The organism is Enterococcus casseliflavus, from assembly GCF_029215545.1.
In the GTDB taxonomy this organism is placed as follows: domain Bacteria; phylum Bacillota; class Bacilli; order Lactobacillales; family Enterococcaceae; genus Enterococcus_D; species Enterococcus_D casseliflavus.
Map to the genome: position 1 here is coordinate 1,434,019 of NZ_CP119393.1, position 22,429 is coordinate 1,456,447.

The 22,429-nt window shown below is 43.5% G+C and carries 22 protein-coding genes and 1 other annotated feature (1 of these 23 cut by a window edge); of the genes, 19 read left to right on the plus strand and 3 right to left on the minus strand.

Annotated elements, in window-relative coordinates; translation table 11 throughout:
* Nucleotides 1–111: 111 nt before the first annotated feature.
* The 13 genes from dnaX (at nt 112) to P0G38_RS07090 (ending at nt 10,582) form a co-directional block, all read left to right on the plus strand.
* Nucleotides 112–1,833, plus strand: a complete 1,722-nt coding sequence (gene dnaX, locus P0G38_RS07030) for a DNA polymerase III subunit gamma/tau (RefSeq protein WP_275854792.1) — start codon at nt 112–114, stop codon at nt 1,831–1,833.
* 20 nt (nt 1,834–1,853) lie between these two features.
* On the plus strand, nt 1,854–2,168 hold the full coding sequence (locus P0G38_RS07035; protein ID WP_005229811.1) for a YbaB/EbfC family nucleoid-associated protein: 315 nt from the start codon (nt 1,854–1,856) through the stop codon (nt 2,166–2,168).
* Between the two features lie 14 nt (nt 2,169–2,182).
* Nucleotides 2,183–2,779 carry a recombination mediator RecR gene (recR, locus tag P0G38_RS07040; RefSeq protein ID WP_005229813.1) on the plus strand — a complete coding sequence of 199 codons (597 nt, stop codon included), beginning with the start codon at nt 2,183–2,185 and terminating at the stop codon, nt 2,777–2,779.
* 20 nt (nt 2,780–2,799) lie between these two features.
* Nucleotides 2,800–3,447, plus strand: a complete 648-nt coding sequence (gene tmk, locus P0G38_RS07045; protein ID WP_005229815.1) for a dTMP kinase — start codon at nt 2,800–2,802, stop codon at nt 3,445–3,447.
* A gap of 32 nt (nt 3,448–3,479) precedes the next feature.
* Nucleotides 3,480–3,809: a cyclic-di-AMP receptor gene (locus tag P0G38_RS07050; protein WP_005229817.1), complete on the plus strand. Its 330-nt coding sequence runs from the start codon at nt 3,480–3,482 to the stop codon at nt 3,807–3,809.
* Nucleotides 3,810–3,823: 14 nt separating this feature from the next.
* The gene (holB, locus tag P0G38_RS07055) at nt 3,824–4,756 is read left to right on the plus strand and encodes a DNA polymerase III subunit delta' (RefSeq protein WP_005231923.1); all 933 of its coding nucleotides are present in this window, start codon (nt 3,824–3,826) and stop codon (nt 4,754–4,756) included.
* A gap of 29 nt (nt 4,757–4,785) precedes the next feature.
* The gene (locus tag P0G38_RS07060; RefSeq protein ID WP_194193730.1) at nt 4,786–5,586 is read left to right on the plus strand and encodes a PSP1 domain-containing protein; all 801 of its coding nucleotides are present in this window, start codon (nt 4,786–4,788) and stop codon (nt 5,584–5,586) included.
* Nucleotides 5,587–5,605: 19 nt separating this feature from the next.
* Nucleotides 5,606–5,953 (plus strand): DNA replication initiation control protein YabA, encoded by a 348-nt coding sequence (locus tag P0G38_RS07065; protein ID WP_026008088.1) that lies wholly within the window; start codon nt 5,606–5,608, stop codon nt 5,951–5,953.
* 70 nt (nt 5,954–6,023) lie between these two features.
* The gene (rsmI, locus tag P0G38_RS07070) at nt 6,024–6,884 is read left to right on the plus strand and encodes a 16S rRNA (cytidine(1402)-2'-O)-methyltransferase (protein ID WP_015509949.1); all 861 of its coding nucleotides are present in this window, start codon (nt 6,024–6,026) and stop codon (nt 6,882–6,884) included.
* A gap of 171 nt (nt 6,885–7,055) precedes the next feature.
* Nucleotides 7,056–8,273, plus strand: coding sequence for an ammonium transporter (locus P0G38_RS07075; protein ID WP_005229828.1), 1,218 nt, complete (start codon nt 7,056–7,058; stop codon nt 8,271–8,273).
* Between the two features lie 16 nt (nt 8,274–8,289).
* A complete protein-coding gene (locus tag P0G38_RS07080; protein WP_005229830.1) occupies nt 8,290–8,631 on the plus strand; it encodes a P-II family nitrogen regulator in 342 nt (113 codons plus the stop codon).
* Nucleotides 8,632–8,781: 150 nt separating this feature from the next.
* Entirely contained in the window at nt 8,782–9,906 is a 1,125-nt protein-coding gene (dinB, locus tag P0G38_RS07085) for a DNA polymerase IV (protein ID WP_005229832.1), read from the plus strand.
* Between the two features lie 19 nt (nt 9,907–9,925).
* Nucleotides 9,926–10,582 carry a DNA alkylation repair protein gene (locus P0G38_RS07090; protein WP_074932775.1) on the plus strand — a complete coding sequence of 219 codons (657 nt, stop codon included), beginning with the start codon at nt 9,926–9,928 and terminating at the stop codon, nt 10,580–10,582.
* A gap of 137 nt (nt 10,583–10,719) precedes the next feature.
* Here the strand turns inward: P0G38_RS07090 and nrdG are convergent, their stop codons facing one another.
* Both nrdG and nrdD read right to left on the minus strand, forming a co-directional pair.
* A complete protein-coding gene (gene nrdG / locus P0G38_RS07095) occupies nt 10,720–11,316 on the minus strand; it encodes an anaerobic ribonucleoside-triphosphate reductase activating protein (protein WP_005229836.1) in 597 nt (198 codons plus the stop codon).
* A gap of 83 nt (nt 11,317–11,399) precedes the next feature.
* Nucleotides 11,400–13,595, minus strand: coding sequence for an anaerobic ribonucleoside-triphosphate reductase (gene nrdD / locus P0G38_RS07100; protein ID WP_034869343.1), 2,196 nt, complete (start codon nt 13,593–13,595; stop codon nt 11,400–11,402).
* Between the two features lie 287 nt (nt 13,596–13,882).
* On the opposite strand from nrdD, the gene P0G38_RS07105 reads away from it, so the two are divergent.
* The 6 genes from P0G38_RS07105 to P0G38_RS07130 all read left to right on the plus strand — a co-directional run bounded on the left by P0G38_RS07105 (nt 13,883) and on the right by P0G38_RS07130 (nt 20,728).
* Nucleotides 13,883–14,647 carry an ABC transporter ATP-binding protein gene (locus tag P0G38_RS07105; RefSeq protein WP_151195010.1) on the plus strand — a complete coding sequence of 255 codons (765 nt, stop codon included), beginning with the start codon at nt 13,883–13,885 and terminating at the stop codon, nt 14,645–14,647.
* The gene (locus P0G38_RS07110) at nt 14,637–16,691 is read left to right on the plus strand and encodes an FtsX-like permease family protein (protein WP_060793061.1); all 2,055 of its coding nucleotides are present in this window, start codon (nt 14,637–14,639) and stop codon (nt 16,689–16,691) included. Before P0G38_RS07105 ends, P0G38_RS07110 begins: the two co-directional genes overlap by 11 nt.
* A gap of 188 nt (nt 16,692–16,879) precedes the next feature.
* Nucleotides 16,880–17,962 (plus strand): M42 family metallopeptidase, encoded by a 1,083-nt coding sequence (locus P0G38_RS07115; protein WP_010749523.1) that lies wholly within the window; start codon nt 16,880–16,882, stop codon nt 17,960–17,962.
* Between the two features lie 24 nt (nt 17,963–17,986).
* The gene (locus P0G38_RS07120; RefSeq protein ID WP_338070821.1) at nt 17,987–18,757 is read left to right on the plus strand and encodes a DUF975 family protein; all 771 of its coding nucleotides are present in this window, start codon (nt 17,987–17,989) and stop codon (nt 18,755–18,757) included.
* 207 nt (nt 18,758–18,964) lie between these two features.
* On the plus strand, nt 18,965–19,705 hold the full coding sequence (locus P0G38_RS07125; RefSeq protein WP_005229857.1) for an MBL fold metallo-hydrolase: 741 nt from the start codon (nt 18,965–18,967) through the stop codon (nt 19,703–19,705).
* Between the two features lie 18 nt (nt 19,706–19,723).
* Nucleotides 19,724–20,728 (plus strand): lipoate--protein ligase, encoded by a 1,005-nt coding sequence (locus tag P0G38_RS07130; RefSeq protein WP_275854808.1) that lies wholly within the window; start codon nt 19,724–19,726, stop codon nt 20,726–20,728.
* A gap of 45 nt (nt 20,729–20,773) precedes the next feature.
* On the opposite strand, the gene proS is transcribed toward P0G38_RS07130, so the two are convergent.
* Nucleotides 20,774–22,207 (minus strand): proline--tRNA ligase, encoded by a 1,434-nt coding sequence (gene proS / locus P0G38_RS07135; RefSeq protein ID WP_142968228.1) that lies wholly within the window; start codon nt 22,205–22,207, stop codon nt 20,774–20,776.
* 40 nt (nt 22,208–22,247) lie between these two features.
* Nucleotides 22,248–22,429: a binding site (T-box leader), on the minus strand; it runs 23 nt beyond the window's last position.

Here is a 22,429-nt window from a genome sequence, read left to right on the forward strand (position 1 = left end):
TGCGGATTAAATTTCCATTTCTTTTGAGATTCCCCCACGCAAACGGTGGTTTTTTTGGCTGATATTACGTATAATAGAAGGTAGCGAATTTTGAAATGAGTGTGGAAAACTATGGCTTATCAAGCATTATATCGTGTTTGGCGTTCTCAGCGTTTTGATGATGTTGTTGGACAAAAAGCAATTACCCAAACCTTAAAAAATGCAATCGATCAAAACCAGATCTCGCATGCCTATTTATTTACGGGTCCTCGAGGAACCGGGAAAACAAGTGCAGCGAAAATTTTTGCCAAAGCCATCAATTGTCCGAACCAGGTCAACGGTGAGCCTTGCAATGAGTGCGATATGTGTCGCTCAATCACAGCAGGGACGCAAGAAGACGTGATCGAAATCGATGCGGCAAGCAACAACGGTGTAGAAGAAATTCGCTTTATTCGTGATCGTGCGAACTATGCACCGACCCAAGCTGAATACAAAGTTTATATCATCGATGAAGTGCACATGCTGTCAACAGGCGCATTCAACGCTTTACTAAAAACATTGGAAGAACCACGGAAAAATGTTGTCTTTATTTTGGCAACAACAGAGCCCCATAAGATTCCAGCAACGATCATTTCCCGAACCCAACGCTTTGATTTCAAACGGATCAATACGCAAGATATCGTGGGTCATTTAGAAACGGTCCTTACTACTAGTGAGATCAATTACGAAGCAGAAGCTTTACAGATCATTGCGCGAGCCGCAGAAGGCGGTATGCGGGATGCCTTGAGTATCACCGACCAGGCGATCGCTTTTAGTGATGGAACCGTAACGACCCAAGATGCTCTTGAAGTGACGGGCAGCTTGTCCTATGAAATGATGGACCGTCTGATGCAGGCTTGCGGGGAAAAAGAAGTTGCCGATGCGTTAGCGACCTTGCGGGAGTTATTAGCCTCTGGTAAAGAAGCCCGACGTTTATTGGAAAACTTGTTGGTTTATTGTCGAGACTTGCTGATGTATCAACAAGCGCCGCAGCTGCTATCTGAAAAGTCGCTGCAGTTGACTGAAGCGTTTCAAACACTGGCAAAAAATACCCCGCCAGCAAAAATCTATCACTGGATCACGGTCTTAAACGATACGCAAAATGAAGTACGATTTACGAACAATCCTACGATCTATCTGGAAGTGGCTGTGGTCAAATTAGCCAATGATCCAGAAAGTGCTGCTGTTGCTAGCAATTCAGCTGATAATAGTCAAGAAGTGGCGCAGTTACGGCAAGCATTGCAAAAACTTCAGGCAGAGGTGCAACGACTGCAGGAGAATCGACCGGCAGGTGCCGTTGCGGAAACCACTGCGCCAGTGAAGAAAGCCAAGGCGACCACTACGTTCCGTTTACCAAAGGAACGCGTGTTCCAAGTACTGAAAAGTGCAACGAAGAAAGACTTGGCAAACGTTCGCAATGTTTGGGACGATCTTTTGATGTCTCTTTCCGTGACGCAAAGAGCGATGCTGCATTCCAGTGAAGCAAAAGCTGCCAGCGAATCGGGCGTCGTGATCGCTTTTGATTATGAGATTTTATGCCAGCGAGCAAGTAACGACCAAGAGTTCCAATTGATGATCCATAATCAATTGTCTCGGATGATCAAAGACTACGCCCCACAGGCTGTCTTTATCACAAAAGAAAGTTGGCCGGCACTACGGCAAGAGTTTTTGGCCGGCGGTCAAGCAGCGGCAGATTCGGAAATTGAAGTAGACCAAGAAGAGACCGAAGCCGCTCCTGTCGAACCAGAAAATGACGACTTAGTGACAAAAGCGCAAGAGTTATTTGGTGAATTAACCAGCATTGAAGAAAATTAATGAAAATGGAGTGATTGATAATGATGCGAGGCATGGGAAATATGCAAGGCATGATGAAACAAATGCAAAAAATGCAAAAAGAAATGATGAAAGAACAAGAAGCGCTGAACAGCAAACAATTTATCGGCGAATCGACAAATGGCTATGTCAAAGCGACCTTTACTGGCGATAAGACGTTACAAGACATTACTATCAATGAAGCGATCGTTGATGCTGACGATGTGGAAATGCTGCAAGATATGATCATTTTAGCTGTCAATGACGGATTGAAGAAAATTGAAAAAGAATCGGAACAAACGATGGGCAAATACACAAGAAACATTCCGGGTCTATAAAAGGAGAAATGACGGTGCAATATCCTGAACCGATCGCCCGATTGATCGACAGTTACATGAAACTGCCGGGAATCGGACAAAAAACCGCGACACGTTTGGCATTTTATACGATCGATATGAAAGAAGAAGTCGTCAATGAGTTTGCCAAATCGTTGCTTAGTGTCAAACGAGATTTGCACTTTTGCAGTATTTGCGGAAATATAACTGAAGAAGATCCTTGTGAGATCTGTAGTGATCCAACAAGAGACAAAGAAACGATTTTAGTGGTTGAAGAGCCTAAAGATGTCATGGCACTAGAAAAAGTCCGGGAGTATCATGGACTTTATCATGTGCTGCATGGCGTGTTATCCCCGATGGAAGGGACAGGTCCAGAAGATATCAACATTGCATCGCTGATACAGCGGCTGCATGATGATCAGGTCAAAGAAGTGATTATTGCGACCAATGCGACCACGGAAGGTGAAGCAACGGCGATGTATATGTCACGTTTGATCAAGCCTGCTGGTATTAAAGTCACGCGTTTGGCTCATGGCTTATCTGTGGGCAGCGATATTGAATACGCGGATGAAGTGACCTTGCTAAAAGCAGTAGAAGGTCGCCGAGAATTATAAAGATATTGGAGGCAATTAGGGTGAATGGATTGTTTATAACCATCGAAGGACCGGATGGTGCTGGAAAAACCAGTGTGATCGAAGAGTTGTATCCTCGGTTACAGCTTGAAGCAACAAGAAAAATCGTGAAAACAAGAGAACCTGGCGGAGTTAAAATCGCTGAAAAGATTCGTAAAATTATTTTAGATCCGCGAAATGAAGAAATGGATGAGCGGACGGAAGCCTTACTTTATGCAGCGGCCCGCCGCCAACACTTGATTGAGGTTGTCCTGCCGGCATTGAATGCTGGACACATCGTGATCTGTGACCGCTTTGTTGACAGTTCGCTTGCCTATCAAGGAGCTGGACGCCGCATCGGGATTCCTGAGATCGCACGGATCAACGAGTTTGCGACGGAAGGAACGACGCCTGATTTTACCTTGTATCTAGATGTTGACTCTGATACTGGCTTGCGTCGCATCCAAGAAAACCGCGCACATCAATATGACCGCTTAGATTCGGAAGGATTGGAGTTTCACCAACGGGTTCGTCATGCGTATCTTAAGCTGGCGGAAGAAAATCCTGTACGCATTCATAAGATTGATGCTAGAATGGGGTTACAAGAAGTTGTTGAATCCAGCTATTCAGCAATCGTTGAATCGTATCCTGCTTACTTCAAGTCAATCTAGGGTAGGTTGGATAACACAAAGGAGATGGTCCCATGAAATTAATTATGGCAATCGTACAAGACAAAGACAGTAATCGTTTGGCAAATGAGTTTATTGATGCCAATATCCGTGCTACAAAATTGTCCTCAACGGGTGGGTTTTTAAAGGCTGGCAACAGTACGTTTATCATTGGTATTGAAGACGATCGGGTACAAGATGCATTAGAATTGATCAAAAAAACCTGTCAATCAAGAAAACAATATGTCTCGACACCGATGTCTTTAGACATTTCCTTAGACGGTCAAGTTCCTTATCCAGTCGAAGTCGAAGTCGGCGGAGCAACTGTGTTCGTGCTACCGGTTGACGGATTCCATCAATATTAAAAAAGGAGCTTTTCATGGAGGAGTTATTTCTACAAGAATATCAGCCTCTTGTTTTTGCCCAACTAAAAAAAAGTATCAAGCATGGGCGCATTGCTCATGCTTATCTTTTTGAAGGGGACAAGGGGACTGGCAAGCACGAATTAAGTCTGTGGCTCGCAAAACGCCTTTTTTGTACTAATGTGCAAGAAGAAGCCCCGTGCGGCACATGCAGCAATTGTCTGCGGATCGCCCAAGGAGAGCATCCTGACGTTATCCAAATCGAGCCGGATGGGCAGATGATCAAAGTCGACCAGATTCGGCAGCTGCAAGAGGAGTTCTCAAAGAGCGGCTTTGAAAGTCGTCTGAAAATCTTTATTTTGTCTCAAGCAGACAAAATGAACAACAGTGCTGCCAACAGCCTATTAAAGTTTTTAGAAGAACCGGTGGGAAACTTTTTGGCGATTTTAGAAACCGAGAGTTTAGGACGTATTTTGCCGACGATTCAGTCTCGCTGTCAGATCATTCATTTTTCGCCGCTGTCAAAAGAAAAACTACAGGAGAAGCTGCAAGAAGAAGGACTTTCCAAAGAGACGAGTCGACTTCTGAGCCACTTGACTAATAGTTATCATAAAGCAGTTGAAATCTCGCAGGATGAATGGTTTAATGAAACTAAGGATGCTGTTAAGCGTTGGGTGAATTACCTTTTGAAGAAAGACCCGCAAGCATTTATTTTTGTTCAGAAAAAATTATTGGGTCTAGCAAAAGAAAAAAATCAGCAATCAGAAATCTTTTTGCTCTTGTTATTTTACTTTCAAGAGGAACGAGATCGATTGTTGGCACAAGGTTTATGGGGAAAAGAGATCAATCGTGCCATTGAAGCCGCATTGCAAGCACAAAAAAAATTGCAAGCCAATGTGTCTTTCCAAGGAGTGGCAGAACAATTTTCCGTGAAAATCATCTATGGATAAAACGCAGCAGCCGGAAAAGGAGACCAGAGATGATCGAAGTTGTCGGAGTGCGTTATCATGACGTAGGCCAGATTTATTTTTACACACCAAAAAAACAGACCTATACCATAAATGAACAAGTCATCGTGGAATCACAAGATGCCAAATGTCTTGCCACGGTGGTTACCAAAAGCAGAAAAATGAATGAGAGCGATTTGCCTCAAGCAGTCAAACCGATCCTGCGTCGAGCGACGAAAAAAGATTTGGAGCATGCTGCCGCCAATCAAAAAGCAGCAGACGAAGCGTTGAAAATCGGGAAAGAAAAAATCCGAGCACACCAGCTACCAATGAAGCTGATTCGGGTGGCATATACCTTTGAGCGAACAAAACTGATTTTTTCGTTCACGGCAGAAAGCCGCGTTGATTTTCGTGAGTTGGTCAAAGACTTGGCAAGTGAATTTCATACACGGATCGAACTGCGCCAAATTGGTGTCAGGGATGAAGCAAAGGCGCTAGGCGGAGTTGGACCCTGCGGTCGCAAACTATGCTGTGCGACGTTTTTAGGCGATTTTATCCCAGTGTCCATCAAGATGGCTAAAGATCAAGGGCTCTCCTTAAATCCTGCAAAAATTTCAGGGTTATGTGGTCGTTTGATGTGTTGTCTTAAGTACGAAAGTGAAGAGTATGAGCGTGCAAAAAAAGAATTGCCGGATCGCGGCAAGGAAGTTGAAACGCCAGATGGCAAAGGACGTGTGGTCGGGCTGGATCTGTTGAGCCGAGTGATCAAAGTCCGTTTGCATGATCGGCAAACACCAATCGAGTATGATTATGAAGAACTAGTGACAAAATAAGTAGGTGACCATAATGAGCATGGACAAACGATCAATATATGACGGATTGAATCAGTTAGAAGTGGAGTTGCAAAATTCCTTGAATAATCTAGCGGAAATGAAGCAGTCTTTGCAAGAAATCGTCGAAAAAAATACGACATTAGAATTGGAAAATCAACGCTTACGTGAACACATTCGTGAGTTGAACCAAGTGGCAGATGCACCCGCTGAATCGGTCAAACAAGAGCTTTCTAAATCACGGATGAATTTAGAAAAGATTTACGAAGAAGGATTTCATGTTTGTTATGACTTATACGGTTCTCGCAGAGAACATGACGAACCTTGTGCGTTTTGTCTAGAAGTGATCTATCGTGAAAGCGGCAAATAGCTGACAGACGAAGCGGTTCGTTAGAAAAAAGATCAGTTTCTGCTGGTCTTTTTTTCGAAAGGAGCAGTACATGCAAAAGCAGCAAAGTTATAAACAAGACACTGGAAAACTGTATCTTGTTCCAACACCGATCGGTAACTTGGAAGATATGACGTTCCGATGTGTCAAAATTTTAAAAGAAGCGGACCTGATCGCAAGTGAAGATACTCGAAATACCCAGAAATTGTTGAATCATTTTGAGATTGCGACACCTCAAAAAAGCTTACATGAACACAATTATAAAGAACGGGTGCCACAGCTGATAGAACAGCTGCAAATGGGCAAGACTATTGCCCAATGCAGTGATGCTGGTATGCCCTCCATTAGTGATCCAGGTCATGAATTAGTCAAGGCGTGCTTGGTCGAAGGAATCGCAGTGATTGCGCTCCCAGGACCTACGGCTGGTTTGACCGCGCTGATCGCTTCTGGCTTATCACCGCAGCCGAATCTTTTTTATGGCTTTTTACCTCGTAAGAAAAAAGAACAAAAGCAAGCGTTAAGTGAATTGGCAAGCCAAAAAGCTACGATGATTTTTTATGAGTCACCGTATCGAATCGCAGCGACGATCGAAACGATGAAAGAGGTATTGGGAGAACGTCAAGCAGTTATCTGCCGTGAATTGACAAAAATCCACGAAGAATACTTGCGAGGGACCTTTTCAGAATTGATTGAATACCTCGACCAACAACCAATCAAAGGGGAATGCTGTCTATTAGTGGAAGGCGCTTCTGAAATCCCTGAAGTCGTTTATGAAGGAAGCTATGCTGAACAGGTGGCAGCCTTGATGGAAGAGGCAGACTTGTCTTCGAAAGAAGCCATCAAAGAAGTGGCTAAACGCAATCAAGTGAAGAAACAGCTTGTTTATCAAGCCTACCATCAATTAGAAACGTAATCATACCGAGAATTCTCTCGGTATTTTTTTGTCTTTTTTCGGACTTGTGTTAAATTATCTGACATCAATAGTTAGCTATTTTCAGAAAATTCACGGTTTTCTCAGAAAAATCTAGATTATTTGAACATATGATGTTAGGATAGCTAACATAAAGAAAAGGAGGCGTCAAAAATGAACACAGGGAATATTGCATTTATTTTAATTTGTAGCGGCATGGTTTTTCTTATGACTCCAGCATTGGCATTTTTTTACGGAGGATTGGAACGTCGCAAAAACATCCTCAATACCATGATGATGGTGATTTGTACGATGGGCTTGGCGTCTGTGCTATGGGTCGCTTTAGGGTATACCTTATCTTTTAGCGGCACAGGCTCATTTATTGGGAATTTAGATAAAGTCTTTTTCAATCATGTCTCGATGACAGAAGGAGAAGGGATTCCTGAAGGGTTATTTGCGGCCTTTCAAATGATGTTTGCCTTGATCACAACGGCGATCATTACTGGATCTGTCGTGGGCAGAATGCGTTTCTCAGCTATTTTCCTATTTATCGGCTTCTGGCTAGTTCTTGTGTATTTTCCAATGGCACATATGGTATGGGGCGGCGGTTTCTTAGATGCGATCGGCTCGATCGATTTTGCAGGAGGCAATGTCGTTCATATCAGTTCGGGTATCAGTGGGTTAGTCTTAGCGATCGTTGTCGGTAAGCGGCGAGAATTTCATCAAACCGAATATCGTCCTCATAATATTCCCTTTGTTGTACTAGGTGCTGGCCTTTTATGGTTTGGCTGGTTTGGCTTTAATGCTGGCTCTGCGTTAGCAGCTGATGGTCTAGCGATCCACGCCCTAATGACCACGAATACGGCAGCAGCCAGTGCGATGCTTTCTTGGATGCTGATCGAAAAAATCGTGTTAGGCAAACCGACGATCGTTGGTGCGTGTACTGGAGCCGTCGTGGGCTTAGTTGCCATCACACCAGGTGCGGGATTTGTCTCGCTTTGGTCTTCCTTTATCATTGGCGCTTTAGTCAGTCCGTTTTGCTACTTCTTTATTTCTGTCATCAAACATCGTCTAGGATTAGATGATGCGCTGGATGCCTTTGGCTGCCATGGCGTAGGCGGGATCTTTGGCGGTTTGATGACGGGGATCTTTGCGGATCCAGCAGTGGGTGGACGGTCAGGATTGCTCTATGGCGGCGTTGATCTTTTTCTCGCACAAGCCGAAAGTATCGTATTTACGATTCTATTTGCTGGTATCTTATCCTTTGTCATTATCACTTTGATCAAATGGGTAATGCCGATTCGCGTATCGCAACAAGAAGAAGCAGTGGGGATGGATCGGATCGAACATGACGAAACGGCCTATCCTACCTTTATGGGGTTAGACTCTTAAGAGTGGAGGAGCAGTCATGAAAAAAGTTGAAGCGATTATTCGCCAAGAAAAATTAGAAGAACTAAAGGCCGCTTTGGATCAGTCTGATTTGATCAGCGGCATGACAGTCAGTCAAGTGCTGGGCTGTGGCAATCAAAAAGGCCTCAAAGAGTTTATTCGTGGCCAAGAGGTGATCACAACTCTTTTACCAAAAGTAAATGTCCGTTTTGTTTTAGCAGATGAAAAAGTCGATGCGGTGATTGAGCTGATTGTATCGATCTGTCGGACAGATGAAGTCGGTGACGGCAAAATATTCGTCTACCCGTTGGAAGAAGCGATTCGGATTCGCACCAATGAACGAGGGGAAGCTGCCTTATAGTAGAACTTCTTGGACCATGAAGAGGGCCGCAAAAGCAGTGAATGTAGAAGGAAGGACCAATGAAGATTGGTCCTTTTTGCGTGCTTCCCTCGATTCCTTGCTTGATAGGGAACCTCTGTTCGTTTATAATAAGAAGTGAGGTGAACAACGATGTCGGAACTACAATTTCCCTTAAAAAATGATACGAGCCGCAAAATTATTCATATTGATATGGATGCTTTTTTTGCTTCGGTGGAAGAACGGGATGATCCAGAGCTTGCCAAGCATCCCCTCGTCATTGCCCGTCACCCAAGTGATACTGGCGGACGAGGAGTGGTCACGACCGCCAATTATCTGGCACGACAATATGGCATCCACTCGGCAATGAGTGCGCAAAAAGCCTATGAGCTTTGTCCGCAAGCGATTTTTAAACCGGGAAATCATCAAAAGTATCGTGAAGTGTCCCAGCAAGTCAGAGAAATTTTTCATCGGTACACCGACATCATCGAACCAGTTTCTATTGATGAAGCGTATCTAGATGTCACAGTCAACAAGATCAATTGTCCTTCAGCAATTAAGATCGCTCGTTTGATTCAACGAGACATCTGGCAAGAGACTCATCTGACCTGTTCGGCAGGAGTCAGTTACAACAAATTCTTGGCAAAACTGTCTTCGGATTATCATAAACCACGAGGATTGACGGTGGTGATGCCAGATGAGGCAGTGGCCTTTTTGCAACAATTACCCATTGATAAATTTCACGGGATCGGGAAGAAAACTGTTCCGCGGATGCATGAGTTAGGTATTTTTACAGGAGCTGATCTGTATGGCTGGAGTGAGATGGCGCTGATTCGTGAATTTGGCAAAATGGGGTATTCCTTGTATCGGAAAGTTAGAGGGATCCATGATTCCCCAGTTAGTGTGACCAGAGAACGGAAATCAGTTGGAAAAGAGCATACATACGGCAATCCATTAACCAGTGAAGAACAAGTATTGAGCCAGTTACGGGCTATCGCAGAAGAAGTCGAAAGATCACTGAAGCGCACACAAAAACATGGCAAGACGGTCGTGTTGAAAGTTCGTTACAGTGATTACTCTACGATCACCAAGCGAGTGACCTTGCCAACCTATGTTCATAAAAAAGAACAGCTATTTTCCGAAGCAAGTCTGATTTGGGAAGAAATTTTAGGTTTGGAAAAAGGCATCCGTCTTTTGGGGATCACCGTCACAAATCTTGATCCACTGACCTATGAAAATATCGTACTGCCCTTATGGCAACTATCTGACGAGCAGTAGGCTGAAGAGGAGGAGCAAAATGACACTCTATCAAGTATATGACACGATGACAGGATTGGCTAATCAGGAGCGAAGTGAAAAAATGGCCGCCTACATGCGGCATCAGTTTGATTTTTTAGGCATTCCTACGCCGTTGCGCCGCCAGCAGGAGAAAGCGACCTTCAAAGCTGCAAAACAAACGAAAACGGTTGATTGGGACTTTATCGATCATTGTTGGCAAAGCAACTATCGGGAACACCAATACCTTGCGATTGATTATTTAGTAGTGATGGAGCCGTTTCTAGCGGCCATCGATCTGGCAAAAATTGAACAGCTAGTCATAACAAAAGCTTGGTGGGATAGCGTGGATGCCCTAAGTGAGGTTGTCAGAAAACTAGTTCGCCGACTGCCAGCGTTAAAAGCTGAAATGCTTCGCTGGAGTCTTGAGGAAAATCTTTGGCTGCGGCGAGTGGCAATACTCCATCAACTGCTGCAAAAAGAACAGATGGATCGACCACTGCTTGAAGAGGTCCTCGTCAATAATTTGGGGAGTTCTGAATTCTTTATCAACAAAGCCATTGGTTGGAGCTTACGAGATTATGCCAAGACGAATCCTCAGTGGGTCCAAGACTTTCTGCTTCGCTATCAAACAAGTCTGGCGCCTTTGACGATTCGTGAAGCAAGTAAGTACCTGTAAAAAACTTGGTCACTGAGTTGAGATAACATAAAAAAACACCGTGCATCATCTTTGAAGGAAGAGGAGGTGACCGGCAAAAGTTCGATTTTTTGGTCTAACTTTTGGGGTCACCTCAAGATGCACGGTGTTTTTAGTTTTTAAATTTGTTTTTTGATTTGTTCGTAGCTTGCTTCAGCATCTTTGCACTTTGCCCAGATAACCGCTTTTCCTTGTTCCCGAGATGCAGCAAGATCAATGATTCGTTGATTGCTGCTGCCGCGAAACTGCAAGTTTAAATTTCGTTTGCTCAGTTCAAAACGACCGTCGACTAAAATATCGATTTTGGATAAAAGTTCCAATTTATCGGGTGTTTCCAAAAGCAATTCTTCATAGGTGTAGCCTGACCAGCTCCAAATATCTTTGCTGTGCCCAAATTCAGCACGAACCCGATCAACGACTTTCAGACAGACTGTTGTGTTCAAGAAAGGTTCGCCGCCTAGGAGGGTCAGCCCTTGGACATAATCATGCCGCAGATCTTCGATGATTCGATCCTCTAGTTCTTGCGTAAAAGGTGTACCATAGCGAAAGTTTTGGACCGCTTTGTTAAAACATCCTTCACAAGCAAAGAGACAGCCGCTCACGTATAAACTATTTCGAATGCCTTCACCATCAACAAAGTTGAAGGCTTTGTAATCAGCAATATAATTTTGGCTATATTCTTTGGCTTGCCATTCTTTAGGTTTCGGATTTCTCATAAGAAAACTTCTTTCTATCATGAATTACAGGGATTGGTCTTCAAGAAAAGGAGTGTAGAAGAATTCTAGCACTCCTTTTTCGTTTATTCTTGCAAATGTTTGACCCGGGCAGAAATTTCTTTGTGCCGTCCATTGACCATTGGACGAGCTTGAGGATTTCCAAGATACCCACAGGTTCTTTTGACGACGTCACAACTTTTTGGGTCATGATTGCCGCATTGCGGGCATTCGAAGCCCCGTTCGGTTGGATTGAAATCTCCTTCATACCCACACTCATAACAGTGATCGATAGGGGTATTTGTTCCAAGATAGGCGACCCGATCATAAGCGTAATCCCAAACCGCTTCTAACGCTTTTGGATTTTGCTGCAAGACTGGGTATTCACAGTAATGAATAAACCCGCCAGAACAGTATTTTGGATATTCTTTTTCAAAATCAAGTTTTTCAAATGGTGTCGGATTTTTCCGCACATCATAGTGGAAGCTGTTGGTGTAGTATTCTTTGTCGGTAATGTTTTCAACTTCACCGAATTTTTCGGTATCCAAGCGGCAGAAACGATCAGTCAGGCTTTCACTAGGCGTCGAGTATACGCTGAAATGATAGCCGTATTCATCGCCCCAAGCATCTGCATGAGCTTTCAATTCTTTCACGATCGCTAGGGTAAAGGCTTTTGCTTCTGGATCTTGTTCCCATGTTCCACCATAAAAAGCCGAAGCAGCTTCATACAAACCGATATATCCAAGAGAAACAGTAGCACGTTTGTTTTTGAATAGTTCATTCACATTGTCTTTGCGATCCAAGCGTTCACCGAAAGCCCCGTACATATAAAGGATCGGCGCATTCGCAGGACTGGCTTCTTTACAGCGCTCCACCCGATAGACAAGAGCATCCTTGACGATTTGCAGACGATCTTCCAGCAGCGTCCAGAATTTTTCTTGATCACCATTTGCTTCTAAGGCGATCCGAGGAATATTCAATGTTACGACGCCTAGATTCATCCGACCGACATTGACTTCTTCGCCACGTTCGTTTTTCCAGCCTTGCAAGAAAGAACGACAGCCCATCGGCACTTTAAAGCTGCCGGTCAATTCAACCAATTTATCATAATTCAAAATATCAGGATACATCCGTTTGGTGGCACACTCTAAAGCCAGTTCTTTAATATCATAGTTCGGATCGGTAGGGGCCAAGTTGACGCCACGGCGAATACTAAAGATCAATTTTGGAAAAATAGCGGTACGCTTTTCACTGCCTAAACCGTTGATGCGAATTTGGAGAATCGCTCGTTGGATTTCCCGTTCGAACCAATTGGTTCCTAAACCAAAGCCAAGGGAAGTAAACGGCGTTTGTCCGTTTGAGGTGAATAACGTATTGATTTCGTATTCTAGACTTTGCATTGCATCGTAGATATCTTTGCGCGTTTTGCTCTTCGCATAAGCTTCCCGACGTTCAGGCGACTCGATCCATTCTTCGGCATCTTTTAGATGCTTTTGATAATTCAACTCAGCAAAAGGAGCCAATAATTCATCTGTTCGATCAGCAGAACAGCCGCCATATTGACTCGATGCTACGTTTGCAATGATTTGTGAGATTTGAGCGGTGGCCGTTTGGATCGATTTTGGCGATTCCACTTCGGCGTTCCCAATTTTAAACCCATTATTCAGCATGCCTTTAAAATCGATCAAGCAGCAGTTGGTCATTGGGGTGTAAGGATGATAATCCAAGTCATGGTAATGAATGTCGCCTTTTTGGTGAGCATTTGCCACGTGAGGAGGGAGCATTTTCAAACCGATCGATTTTCCTACGATCCCAGCGGTCAAATCACGTTGTGTATTGAACACATTGCTATCTTTATTGGCATTCTCATTGACGACCGATTGATCTTTATTCATCAATTTGTTGATCGTAAAGTTGATGTCTGTGGCTTTGCTGCGCTCGAAATCACGATGGGTCCGATAGTTGATATATTCTTCAGCCAAGGCATACTCGTTTTTTGCTAATAAGATATGCTCGACGATATTTTGGATCTCATAGATTTTTACATTCGTACGAAAACGTTCCGCGATCTCGTGATCGACACTGTCAACGATCTCGGTGATTTTTTCGTGGTCGATGGGAGAAAGCTCGCCGTTGATTTTTCTTAGGGCTTTCACTAACGCATCGTAAATTTTTTGATCATCAAAATCGACAAGCCGTCCATCACGTTTTACGATTTTTAACTGACGCAAAGCGGACTGTCTTTCCAACCCTTGCTCAGGATTTCTCTTAATGTTCATCATTTCTACCACTCCTTATCTTCCTCAATATAATAAAACAAATTGTAGAAATGAGCAACTATATATAGTGGTGAATAAGGGTTGGTAAATTGGATATACACAATATATGGTGTATATTCATTGGGGTGTTTTCTGAGAAAACTGATAAGATTAAGGATTTGGTTGTTCCATGTTTCACATAATGAATAAAAAACTTTTTTAAATTTATTTTTTCTCTGTTTTGAAGCAGAAGTATTCAATGAAAAAGTATGCTACCATAAGGAGAGAATTTTATTAAAGGAGGGTTCTATGTGAAAAATATGATTGATGTGAAACATCTGACCAAAAGTTACGGCACTCGTTTCAATCAAACCAAAGTATTAGATAACCTTTCTTTTGCAGTGGATCAAGGAGAATTTGTCGGGGTCATGGGGCCCAGCGGCGCTGGGAAAACGACCTTGATGAATCTGTTGTCTTCAATCATGCGACCTAGCTTAGGCTCGATCTATATCGATGGCAAAGACATTACCCGAATGTCGGAAAAAGCCCTCAGTGATTTTCGTCGTCAGCAGATCGGTTTTATCTTTCAAGACTTTAATCTTTTAGAGACGTTGACTGCCAGAGACAATATCTTGCTTCCCCTTGCCATTGATCGCTTGCCCGTAAGTGAAACCCAAGAGCGCATTGAACAAACGGCCAATTTGTTAGGAATCGAGCACTTGTTAGATCGCTACCCAGAAGAATTGTCTGTAGGGCAAAAACAAAGGGTCGCTGCTGCTCGGGCGATCATCAGTAGTCCGGCGGTCCTTTTTGCTGATGAACCCACGGGAGCCCTTGATTCAAAAGCGGCAACAGAATTGTTACGGTATCTAGCGCAAATCAATCAACAAGAAAAAACGACGATCTTGATGGTCACGCATGATCCTTTCACCGCCAGCTACTGCAACCGAATTTTATTCATCCGAGACGGTGTCTTCTTTGCAGAAGTCGTCAAAAAAGGCGGGCGTCAGGAATTTTTTGAAAAAATCATCGATATGCAGGCAACGATTGGAGGCGGTCCGCGCCATGTTGTTTAAAATCGGCTGGCGGAGTTTTTTGCGGCAGTTTCGCAACTATATGGTGTACTTTATTTGTATGATGACCGCTGTGATGATTTTTTATTCCTTTAACGCCCTGATGAATGATCGTCTGCTGAATCAACGGGTCCAGCAAGATATCCGCATTGAAGGGGTTTTAGGATTCGGCAGCAGTGTGGTTGCCTTTGTCGTCTTGTTTTTTATGCTGAGTGCCAATCATTTTTTTCTTAGTCAGCGGCAAAAAGAAATCAGTGTTTACCAGCTTTTGGGGCTGCGGCAAGGTCGTCTGGCTTGGCTGTTGCTGCGGGAAACGTTTCTATTGAACTTTTTCTCTTTAGTGACCGGCATCTTTATGGGGATTATTTTTTCGAAATTTTTTTCTATGATTTTGATTCGAGCGATGGGCTTGAATTTAACGAGTCATTTCTTTAATTCGCCCCAATCGATTTTTTCAACGGTTTTTGTCTTTATCGCGGCGATGATTATTTTGAGTATTCAAGTGATCCTTTTTGTATGGCGTACCCCAATGAGTGAGCTGATTAAGACTGAATACCGCTTACCGATCAAGAAAATGAAAATGACCCCGTTTCGTTCATTAATGGGGGTTCTAGGTCTGATTCTACTGGGGGTCGGCTACTATTTGTCTTTGACCCTGCGGGAAACTTGGACCAACTATATCACGTACACACAAGATTTTTCAGCAATTTTATGGATTCCTTTATTGATTCTGTTTTGTTGTGTGACGGCAACCTATCTTTTTTTTGATTGCTCGTTACCGGCACTGTTATATTTTTTGAGCAAGCCGAAAAAACGTCTTATCAAAGGGGCGAAACTGATTGCTTACAATAACGTGCGGGCTTACTTGCAAAGAACGTGGAAAAGCTATGCGCTTTTGACGATCATCACAGCGATCGCAATCTCCCTGATCGGGGGAACGATGGGGGTCATCTCATTAAACTATCAAGCAACGAACCGCATTTATCCAACGTCCTTTCAAGTGTCAGAAGAGCAGGCAGATACCTTGCGGGACCTTTTAGAAAAAGCCGATACACCGATTATTGCCGAACAATCGATTCCCTATAAAATGACCAATATGACGGTTCAAACCCGTTACCTTGGAGAGTTGCAAGACGAAAATATTGAAAATATCATGGTGAATCTGGTCGCTTTTTCTGATTATCAGCGTCTGCGAAAACTGGTTCCCGATGCCCCGGAGATTCAACTGAGTACCGATAAACAAGCGGTGCTTTTTGACAGTCAATACGATGTGACTCGTTCGTTTATCACCTATCGCGATGAGGTCAAAATCGGCAGTCAACATACGTTCAAACTCATTCAAGCAGAACAGGATTATTTTGGGGATTCTGCCTTGCGCTATTCCTTGCCGAATGTCCTTGTCATCCAAGATGATGCGTACCAGCAAGTTGAGGGCTTCACCTATAGCGTTGCTTATTTACAAACAGACAAGGTGCAAACGGAGAGCTTGACTCAGCTGCTAGATGAAGAGCTGCCGATCGAGTGGACGCATCCTTTGACCTATGAGTTTAGCGATGACCAAAAAAGCGTGCGTTTTTATCCAGAGACTGCCCGAGATTCCACCAGTGAGAATAACCAGATGACCGCATATCGACTGACCTTAGCGAATCGTTTTACAACGATGCGCGGCGTGCGGCGGCAAGCAGGAATCGTTTTGTTTGTGTCATTATTTGTAGGTGTGATCGTTTTGATCACGACATCCAGCAGTTTGATCGTTCGGCAATTTTCAAATACCGAGCGGGAGAAACACAATTACCGATTATTGACCAAACTAGGTTACACCCGAAAAGAAGTACGCAAACTCGTTTACTGGCAAAACATCTGGATTTTTATGCCAGGTACGCTACTGGCGATCTTGCATGCCGTCTTTGCCATCAATACCTTCACCCAAATCATCGACAGTCCTGGGTATTGGGTCGCTCATTTGTTTGCGGCAGTTGCAGCAGTCGTCTATCTATTTGCCTATTTGATTACCGTCAAGCTGTGTCTGCGAATAATTGAAACTTGATTGAATTCTTGATAAAACGATCCTTAGAATTGAAGCGAACCTTACAAGTTAGACCAAAAAATCTAATCTTGAGGATCACTACAAAACGAGGATCGTTTTTTCATTTAACCAATCTTTTTGTATTTCCCTCTGGCACCAGATTAAGAGAATGGTATAATCATAATCAATGAGACAAAGGAGGAAGCAAGATGGAGAAAAAAGAAGAACAGCTTTTAATAGACCTAACGACTGCACGTGGGGTTCCTGGGAATGAGGAGGAAGTGCGTGAAGTCTTTAAAGAATATGCCAAAGACTTTGCTGAAGATATCTTTTTTGATGGTTTAGGAAGTGTCATTGCCAAACATGTTGGTGATGGCGGTGGACCGAAAATTTTTATTTCGGGACATATGGATGAAGTCGGCTTTATGGTAACTAAAATCACAGAAAAAGGCTTTATTGAATTCCAGACCCTTGGTGGTTGGTGGGGGCAAGTGATGCTGGCACAGCAAGTCGAGATCAAAACCAATGAAGGCAAATTGATCCACGGTGTCGTCGGATCAAAACCACCCCATGTCTTGAGTCCAGAGACTCGAAATAAACCGTATGATATCAAAGATATGTTCATTGATATCGGCGCTTCAAGTGAAGAAGAAGCCAAAGGCTGGGGGATCCGTCCAGGAGATATGATCACCCCTTATATCCAATACAAACGGATGAACGACAGCAAATTTTTATTAGCCAAAGCTTGGGACAATCGAATTGGTACGGCAGTATCACTGCGGGTATTAGAAACCTTGGCTGCAGAAGGACATCCCAACTGCTTGTTTGCTGGCAGTGACGTGATGGAAGAAGTTGGCCTAAGAGGGGCGCGAACAAGCACTCACTTAGTGAATCCCGATATCGCGATCGCACTAGATACTGGTACCGCTGGGGACACACCTGGAATGACACCAAAAGAAGCGGATTCTGTGTTAGGCAAAGGCCCACAAGTCCTGATTTTCGATGCTTCCATGATTCCTCACAAGAAATTATTGAATTTTGTGATCGATGTCGCAGAAGAGATGGAAATTCCTTTCCAATATACCGTGATCACTGGTGGAGGAACCGATGCTGGTCAAATGCATTTGACTCGTGATGGGGTCCCTTCGATCGCTATTACCGTGCCAGTTCGTTACCTGCATTCTCATACTTCTGTCATTCATGAGGATGACTACTTCAATACAGTCAAGCTTGTAACGGAAGTGGTTCGCCGCTTAGACGATAAGACCGTTAAAGCATTGCGCAGTTATTAAGGTGAGTCTATGAGATCAAATACAATGATTCGAGAGACCGCCAAAAACTCTTTGCGCGGATTCTGGGGAACGTTCGTCTTAAGTATTTTAGCGACGGTTGCGGTACAAGCGGTGGTCAGCTCGCTTTTTAGTAGTATTGGGACTTCTTTTGGTGCAAACAATGCAGGAAGCTGGATCGATCTGATCTTGGACAATTTTGTCTTCTTTGCGTTTTCGGTAGCGTTGAGTATCATGGCACTCTATCTGCTTCGTGGCAGAGGAATCAAGGTGGCGGATATTTTTCTAGTCTTTGATAAACGTCTGTATGTACCGTTTTTGCTACTAAATTTAGTGAGCGCGCTTTTAAATTATCTTTTGAGTTTTGCGATTTTCTTGCCGCAGTTTGTCTTATCAGGCCTCAATCAATATTTGGACTTGGTATTCAATTTTAATCGGGGAATCTCTGTTGATGTGGCGATGTTTAATGGCTCGGTCGCTTTTGTGATTGGGACTTTTCTCGCCATCATATTGTTTTTCTTTTTGTCACAAGTCGTTACTGGTGTGATCCAATTAGCAATCTATCTTCGCTATGATCAACCGGAATTAGGGGTACTCCAGTCTATCAAAGTGTCTTTTACTCTTTTGCGGCCGCATCTGGGGCAATACATTTGGCTGCAGTTATCACTGATTGGTTGGTTTATTCTCGGTTTCTTGGCGCTTTTGATCGGGATGTTGTGGGCAAACGCCTATGCCTATGCGGTCAACGCAGCATTCTATGAAGAATTGATCAATGAACAACGAGCGATGATCAGATAAACAAAAAAGACGACGGCCCATTGGTCTGGCTCCCTGCAGATAGAGTAAAAAACTCATTCATAGGGTTCTACCAATAGACGTCGTCTTTTTCTCGTTTTCTCGATCTTTTTTTTGCAAAAAAATGGTCGGATTTTAGTCAAATCAGCTGAGATGTGATAGCATAAAAGAAGTAGAAAACCAGCTTGAGCCAAAGAGGAGGAAACACAAGTGAAAATAACTGTCTTAGGTTGTTTAGGTGCCTATCCGTATAATGGTGAAGGGACTACTGGCTATTTAATTGAGTCGGAAGGCTTTCATTTGCTGCTTGATGCGGGAAGCACCACCTTGGTCCAACTAGAAAAAATCCTTGATCCCTTAGACTTAGATGCAGTGATTCTGACGCATTACCATCACGATCATATTGCGGATCTAGGGGTATTGCAATACTATTGGCAATTATATCCAGGAAACGAAGAACGCCAGGTTTTGCCGATCTACGGACATGGGGAGGACACTGTTCATTTTGAAAGCCTGACGATGCCTGGAGTGACTCAAGGAATTGATTACCTCCAAACGGAGTCATTGGAATTGGGCCCGTTTACCATTACCTTTATGAAAACGATCCATCCAGTCACTTGCTATGCCATGCGATTTGTTGAGAAAAGCACAGGCAAGGTTTTTGTTTTTACAGGTGATTCTGGCTACTTAGAATCTTTTGTTCCGTTTGCACAAGGAGCTGACCTGTTTTTGGCAGATACCTATCTTTTTGCAGGAAATGAGCGGCACAAGGCTCATTTTACGTCAAAAGAAGCAGGCGAGATCGCCCATGCAGCGCAGGTAAAAAAATTAATGTTGACGCATTTGCCGCAACACGGTGATTTAGAACAGTTACGAGAAGAGGCTGCACTAGCTGCCAATGGGATCCCCGTTGAATTGGCGGCTGTTCAAAAAATAATTGAAATCATCTAATTAGGAGGAACGAATAGTATGCTTTTTGTACCGAACGAACTGAATGACCCACGCATCAATTTAGCCATCGAGATTTTTCTTCTTCAAGAAATGAAAGTGGATGAACCAATCTTACTTTTTTACATTAATGAACCATCGATTATCATTGGACGCAATCAAAATACGATCGAAGAGATCAATAAGGAATATGTGGATGAACATGGGATCCATGTCGTTCGTCGTTTCAGCGGCGGCGGTGCAGTCTATCATGATTTCGGAAACTTGAATTTCAGCTTTATTATGCCTGACGATGGGAATTCTTTCAGAGATTTTGAAAAACTGACCAAACCAATCGTCCAAGCTTTACATGAGATGGGGGTTGAAGGGGCGCAATTAAAAGGCCGCAACGACCTTGTGATCAATGACATGAAATTTTCTGGGAATGCGATGTACGCAACAAATGGCCGGATGTTTGCTCATGGCACGATCATGTTTGACAGTGACATCAATGAAGTAGTCAACGCCTTGAAAGTCCGTAAAGACAAAATCGAATCAAAAGGCATCAAATCGATCCGTTCAAGAGTGACCAACATCAAACCATTCTTGCCAAAAGAGAAGCAAGACATGACGACTGAAGAGTTCCGTCAAGAAATCTTGTTGAAGATTTTTGGTGTCGATTCCGTGGAAGACGTCAAAACCTATGAACTAACAGAAGAGGATTGGGTCAAGATCAATGAGATTTCCGATAAGTATTATCGTAATTGGGATTGGAATTACGGCAAATCACCAGCCTTTGATATCGAACGTCGTCATCGATTCCCGATCGGCTCCATCGAAGTTCGTTTAAATGTGGCAGAAGGAAAAATCACGGATGCCAAAATCTTTGGCGACTTTTTCGGCCTAGGGGACATTGCAGATGTAGAACAAGCCCTGATCGGTACTCGTTATGCCAAAGAAGATTTGGCACAAGTCATTGACAACATTGATGTCAAAAAATATTTTGGCAACATCACGCCTGAAGATTTTCTTTCATTGATTTATTAATCAAAAAACGAAGCAGCCTTTTCCATCGGGCTGCTTCGTTTTTTATTAGTATGCGCGGGCGATCCAAACGGTGTGTTTGGCAGGTTTCCCGCTGACGATATCGACCGTTTTTTCCATTGGCGCTTCAAACGGAATGTTTCGGGTAGTAAAGCCAGTTTCTTCTTTGATTTTGGCTTCGGTTTCTTCCGAGCCGTCCCAACCGATCAAAACAAAACCAGTCACTTTGTCTTCTTGTTTGCACGTTTCGATATGGGCTTTTAGTTCATCCAATGTATCGATGTTGGTGTACTCATTTTCTTTGTTTCGTTCCTTCGCAGCTGCTAATAAACGTGGAGTCATTGCTTGTAATTCTTGGTCAACAAACGCTTCTAATTCCTCAAGCGCCACCGTTTGCTTGTCAGGTAGGTCACGGACTTTGACCATGACTTTGCCAGCTTCTAAATCTCTTGGGCCACATTCGATTCGCAAGCAAGCGCCTTTTAGTTCCCATTCATTGAATTTATAGCCAGGTGAGTTATCAGAATCATCCAAACGAACACGAATGCCCTTGGCTTTAAAGTTGGCATACAGTTCTTCTAATTTTTCTAAGATGGCTGGATTCTTTTTCCAAGGACCGACTGGTAACAACACAACTTGGGTTGGTGCAATGGTTGGTGGGAAAACTAAACCATTTTCATCGCCATGGGTCATGATCAAGGCACCTAACAAGCGGGTAGAGACACCCCAAGAGGTTGTGTGGGCATGGGTATGCTTGTTTTCTTTCGTTAGATACGTAATATCAAATGCTTCAGCAAATTTTGTCCCCATGTAGTGGCTGGTTCCTGCTTGGACTGCTTTGCCGTCTTTCATCATCGCTTCGATCGAATACGTATCTACTGCCCCCGCAAAGCGCTCAGATGGGGTTTTTTGTCCACGATAAACAGGGATCGCTAGGAATTCTTCGCAAAGGCGGGCATATTCATCTAAGACTTTCATGGTGCGTTGACGAGCATCTTCTTCATTTTCATGAGCGGTATGACCTTCTTGCCATAAAAACTCTGAGGTACGCAAGAAAGGCAATGTTTTCTTTTCCCAACGAAAGACGTTTGCCCATTGATTGATTTCATAAGGCAGGTCACGGTAGGAGTTGATCCAATCAGAAAAGGCAGAGCCGATCATGGTTTCTGAGGTTGGACGCAAGGCCAAAGGTTCTTCCAGTTTTTCGTTGCCGACTTCTGTGACCCAAGGTAATTCAGGGGCAAAGCCTTCGATATGATCCGCTTCCTTCATAAAGAAATTTTGCGGAATCAGCATTGGGAAGTATGCATTGCGAATGCCTTCTTTTTTCAAGAAACGATTGAACTCCTCTTGGATATGCTCCCAAAGTTCGAAGCCGTCAGGACGGAAAATAATGGAACCTTTCACTGGGGAGTAAGCCATCAATTCGGCTTTTTGGATCGTTTGGATATACCATTCTGTAAAATCATTTTTTTGTGTCATTGTTTTTCCTCCTTAAAAAAATAAAAAAGCATCTCGTCCTAAAAAGGACGAAATGCTTGGATTTCGCGGTACCACCTTTGTTGATTATCGATCGGGATAATCCAACTCGTAAAGGATAAGGCCTTTCCACCGACCGTTTTGCGGTCATTGCCATTGGGTAGGTTCATTTTATCAGCGGGTGTCGATTTTTCAGCTGCCGTCGACTCTCTAAGACCATCATAA

Excerpts from the sequence above, each read along its gene's own strand:
- P0G38_RS07035 (WP_005229811.1), top strand. The coding sequence starts at position 1,854 with ATGATGCGAGGCATGGGAAATATGCAAGGCATGATGAAACAAATGCAA.
- P0G38_RS07115 (WP_010749523.1), top strand. The coding sequence starts at position 16,880 with ATGGAGAAAAAAGAAGAACAGCTTTTAATAGACCTAACGACTGCACGT.
- P0G38_RS07110 (WP_060793061.1), top strand. The coding sequence starts at position 14,637 with ATGTTGTTTAAAATCGGCTGGCGGAGTTTTTTGCGGCAGTTTCGCAAC.
- dnaX (WP_275854792.1), top strand. The coding sequence starts at position 112 with ATGGCTTATCAAGCATTATATCGTGTTTGGCGTTCTCAGCGTTTTGAT.
- proS (WP_142968228.1), bottom strand. The coding sequence starts at position 22,207 with ATGACACAAAAAAATGATTTTACAGAATGGTATATCCAAACGATCCAA.
- holB (WP_005231923.1), top strand. The coding sequence starts at position 3,824 with ATGGAGGAGTTATTTCTACAAGAATATCAGCCTCTTGTTTTTGCCCAA.
- P0G38_RS07065 (WP_026008088.1), top strand. The coding sequence starts at position 5,606 with ATGGACAAACGATCAATATATGACGGATTGAATCAGTTAGAAGTGGAG.
- P0G38_RS07130 (WP_275854808.1), top strand. The coding sequence starts at position 19,724 with ATGCTTTTTGTACCGAACGAACTGAATGACCCACGCATCAATTTAGCC.
- nrdG (WP_005229836.1), bottom strand. The coding sequence starts at position 11,316 with ATGAGAAATCCGAAACCTAAAGAATGGCAAGCCAAAGAATATAGCCAA.
- P0G38_RS07120 (WP_338070821.1), top strand. The coding sequence starts at position 17,987 with ATGATTCGAGAGACCGCCAAAAACTCTTTGCGCGGATTCTGGGGAACG.
- dinB (WP_005229832.1), top strand. The coding sequence starts at position 8,782 with ATGTCGGAACTACAATTTCCCTTAAAAAATGATACGAGCCGCAAAATT.
- nrdD (WP_034869343.1), bottom strand. The coding sequence starts at position 13,595 with ATGATGAACATTAAGAGAAATCCTGAGCAAGGGTTGGAAAGACAGTCC.
- P0G38_RS07080 (WP_005229830.1), top strand. The coding sequence starts at position 8,290 with ATGAAAAAAGTTGAAGCGATTATTCGCCAAGAAAAATTAGAAGAACTA.
- P0G38_RS07090 (WP_074932775.1), top strand. The coding sequence starts at position 9,926 with ATGACACTCTATCAAGTATATGACACGATGACAGGATTGGCTAATCAG.
- P0G38_RS07060 (WP_194193730.1), top strand. The coding sequence starts at position 4,786 with ATGATCGAAGTTGTCGGAGTGCGTTATCATGACGTAGGCCAGATTTAT.
- P0G38_RS07050 (WP_005229817.1), top strand. The coding sequence starts at position 3,480 with ATGAAATTAATTATGGCAATCGTACAAGACAAAGACAGTAATCGTTTG.
- P0G38_RS07075 (WP_005229828.1), top strand. The coding sequence starts at position 7,056 with ATGAACACAGGGAATATTGCATTTATTTTAATTTGTAGCGGCATGGTT.
- rsmI (WP_015509949.1), top strand. The coding sequence starts at position 6,024 with ATGCAAAAGCAGCAAAGTTATAAACAAGACACTGGAAAACTGTATCTT.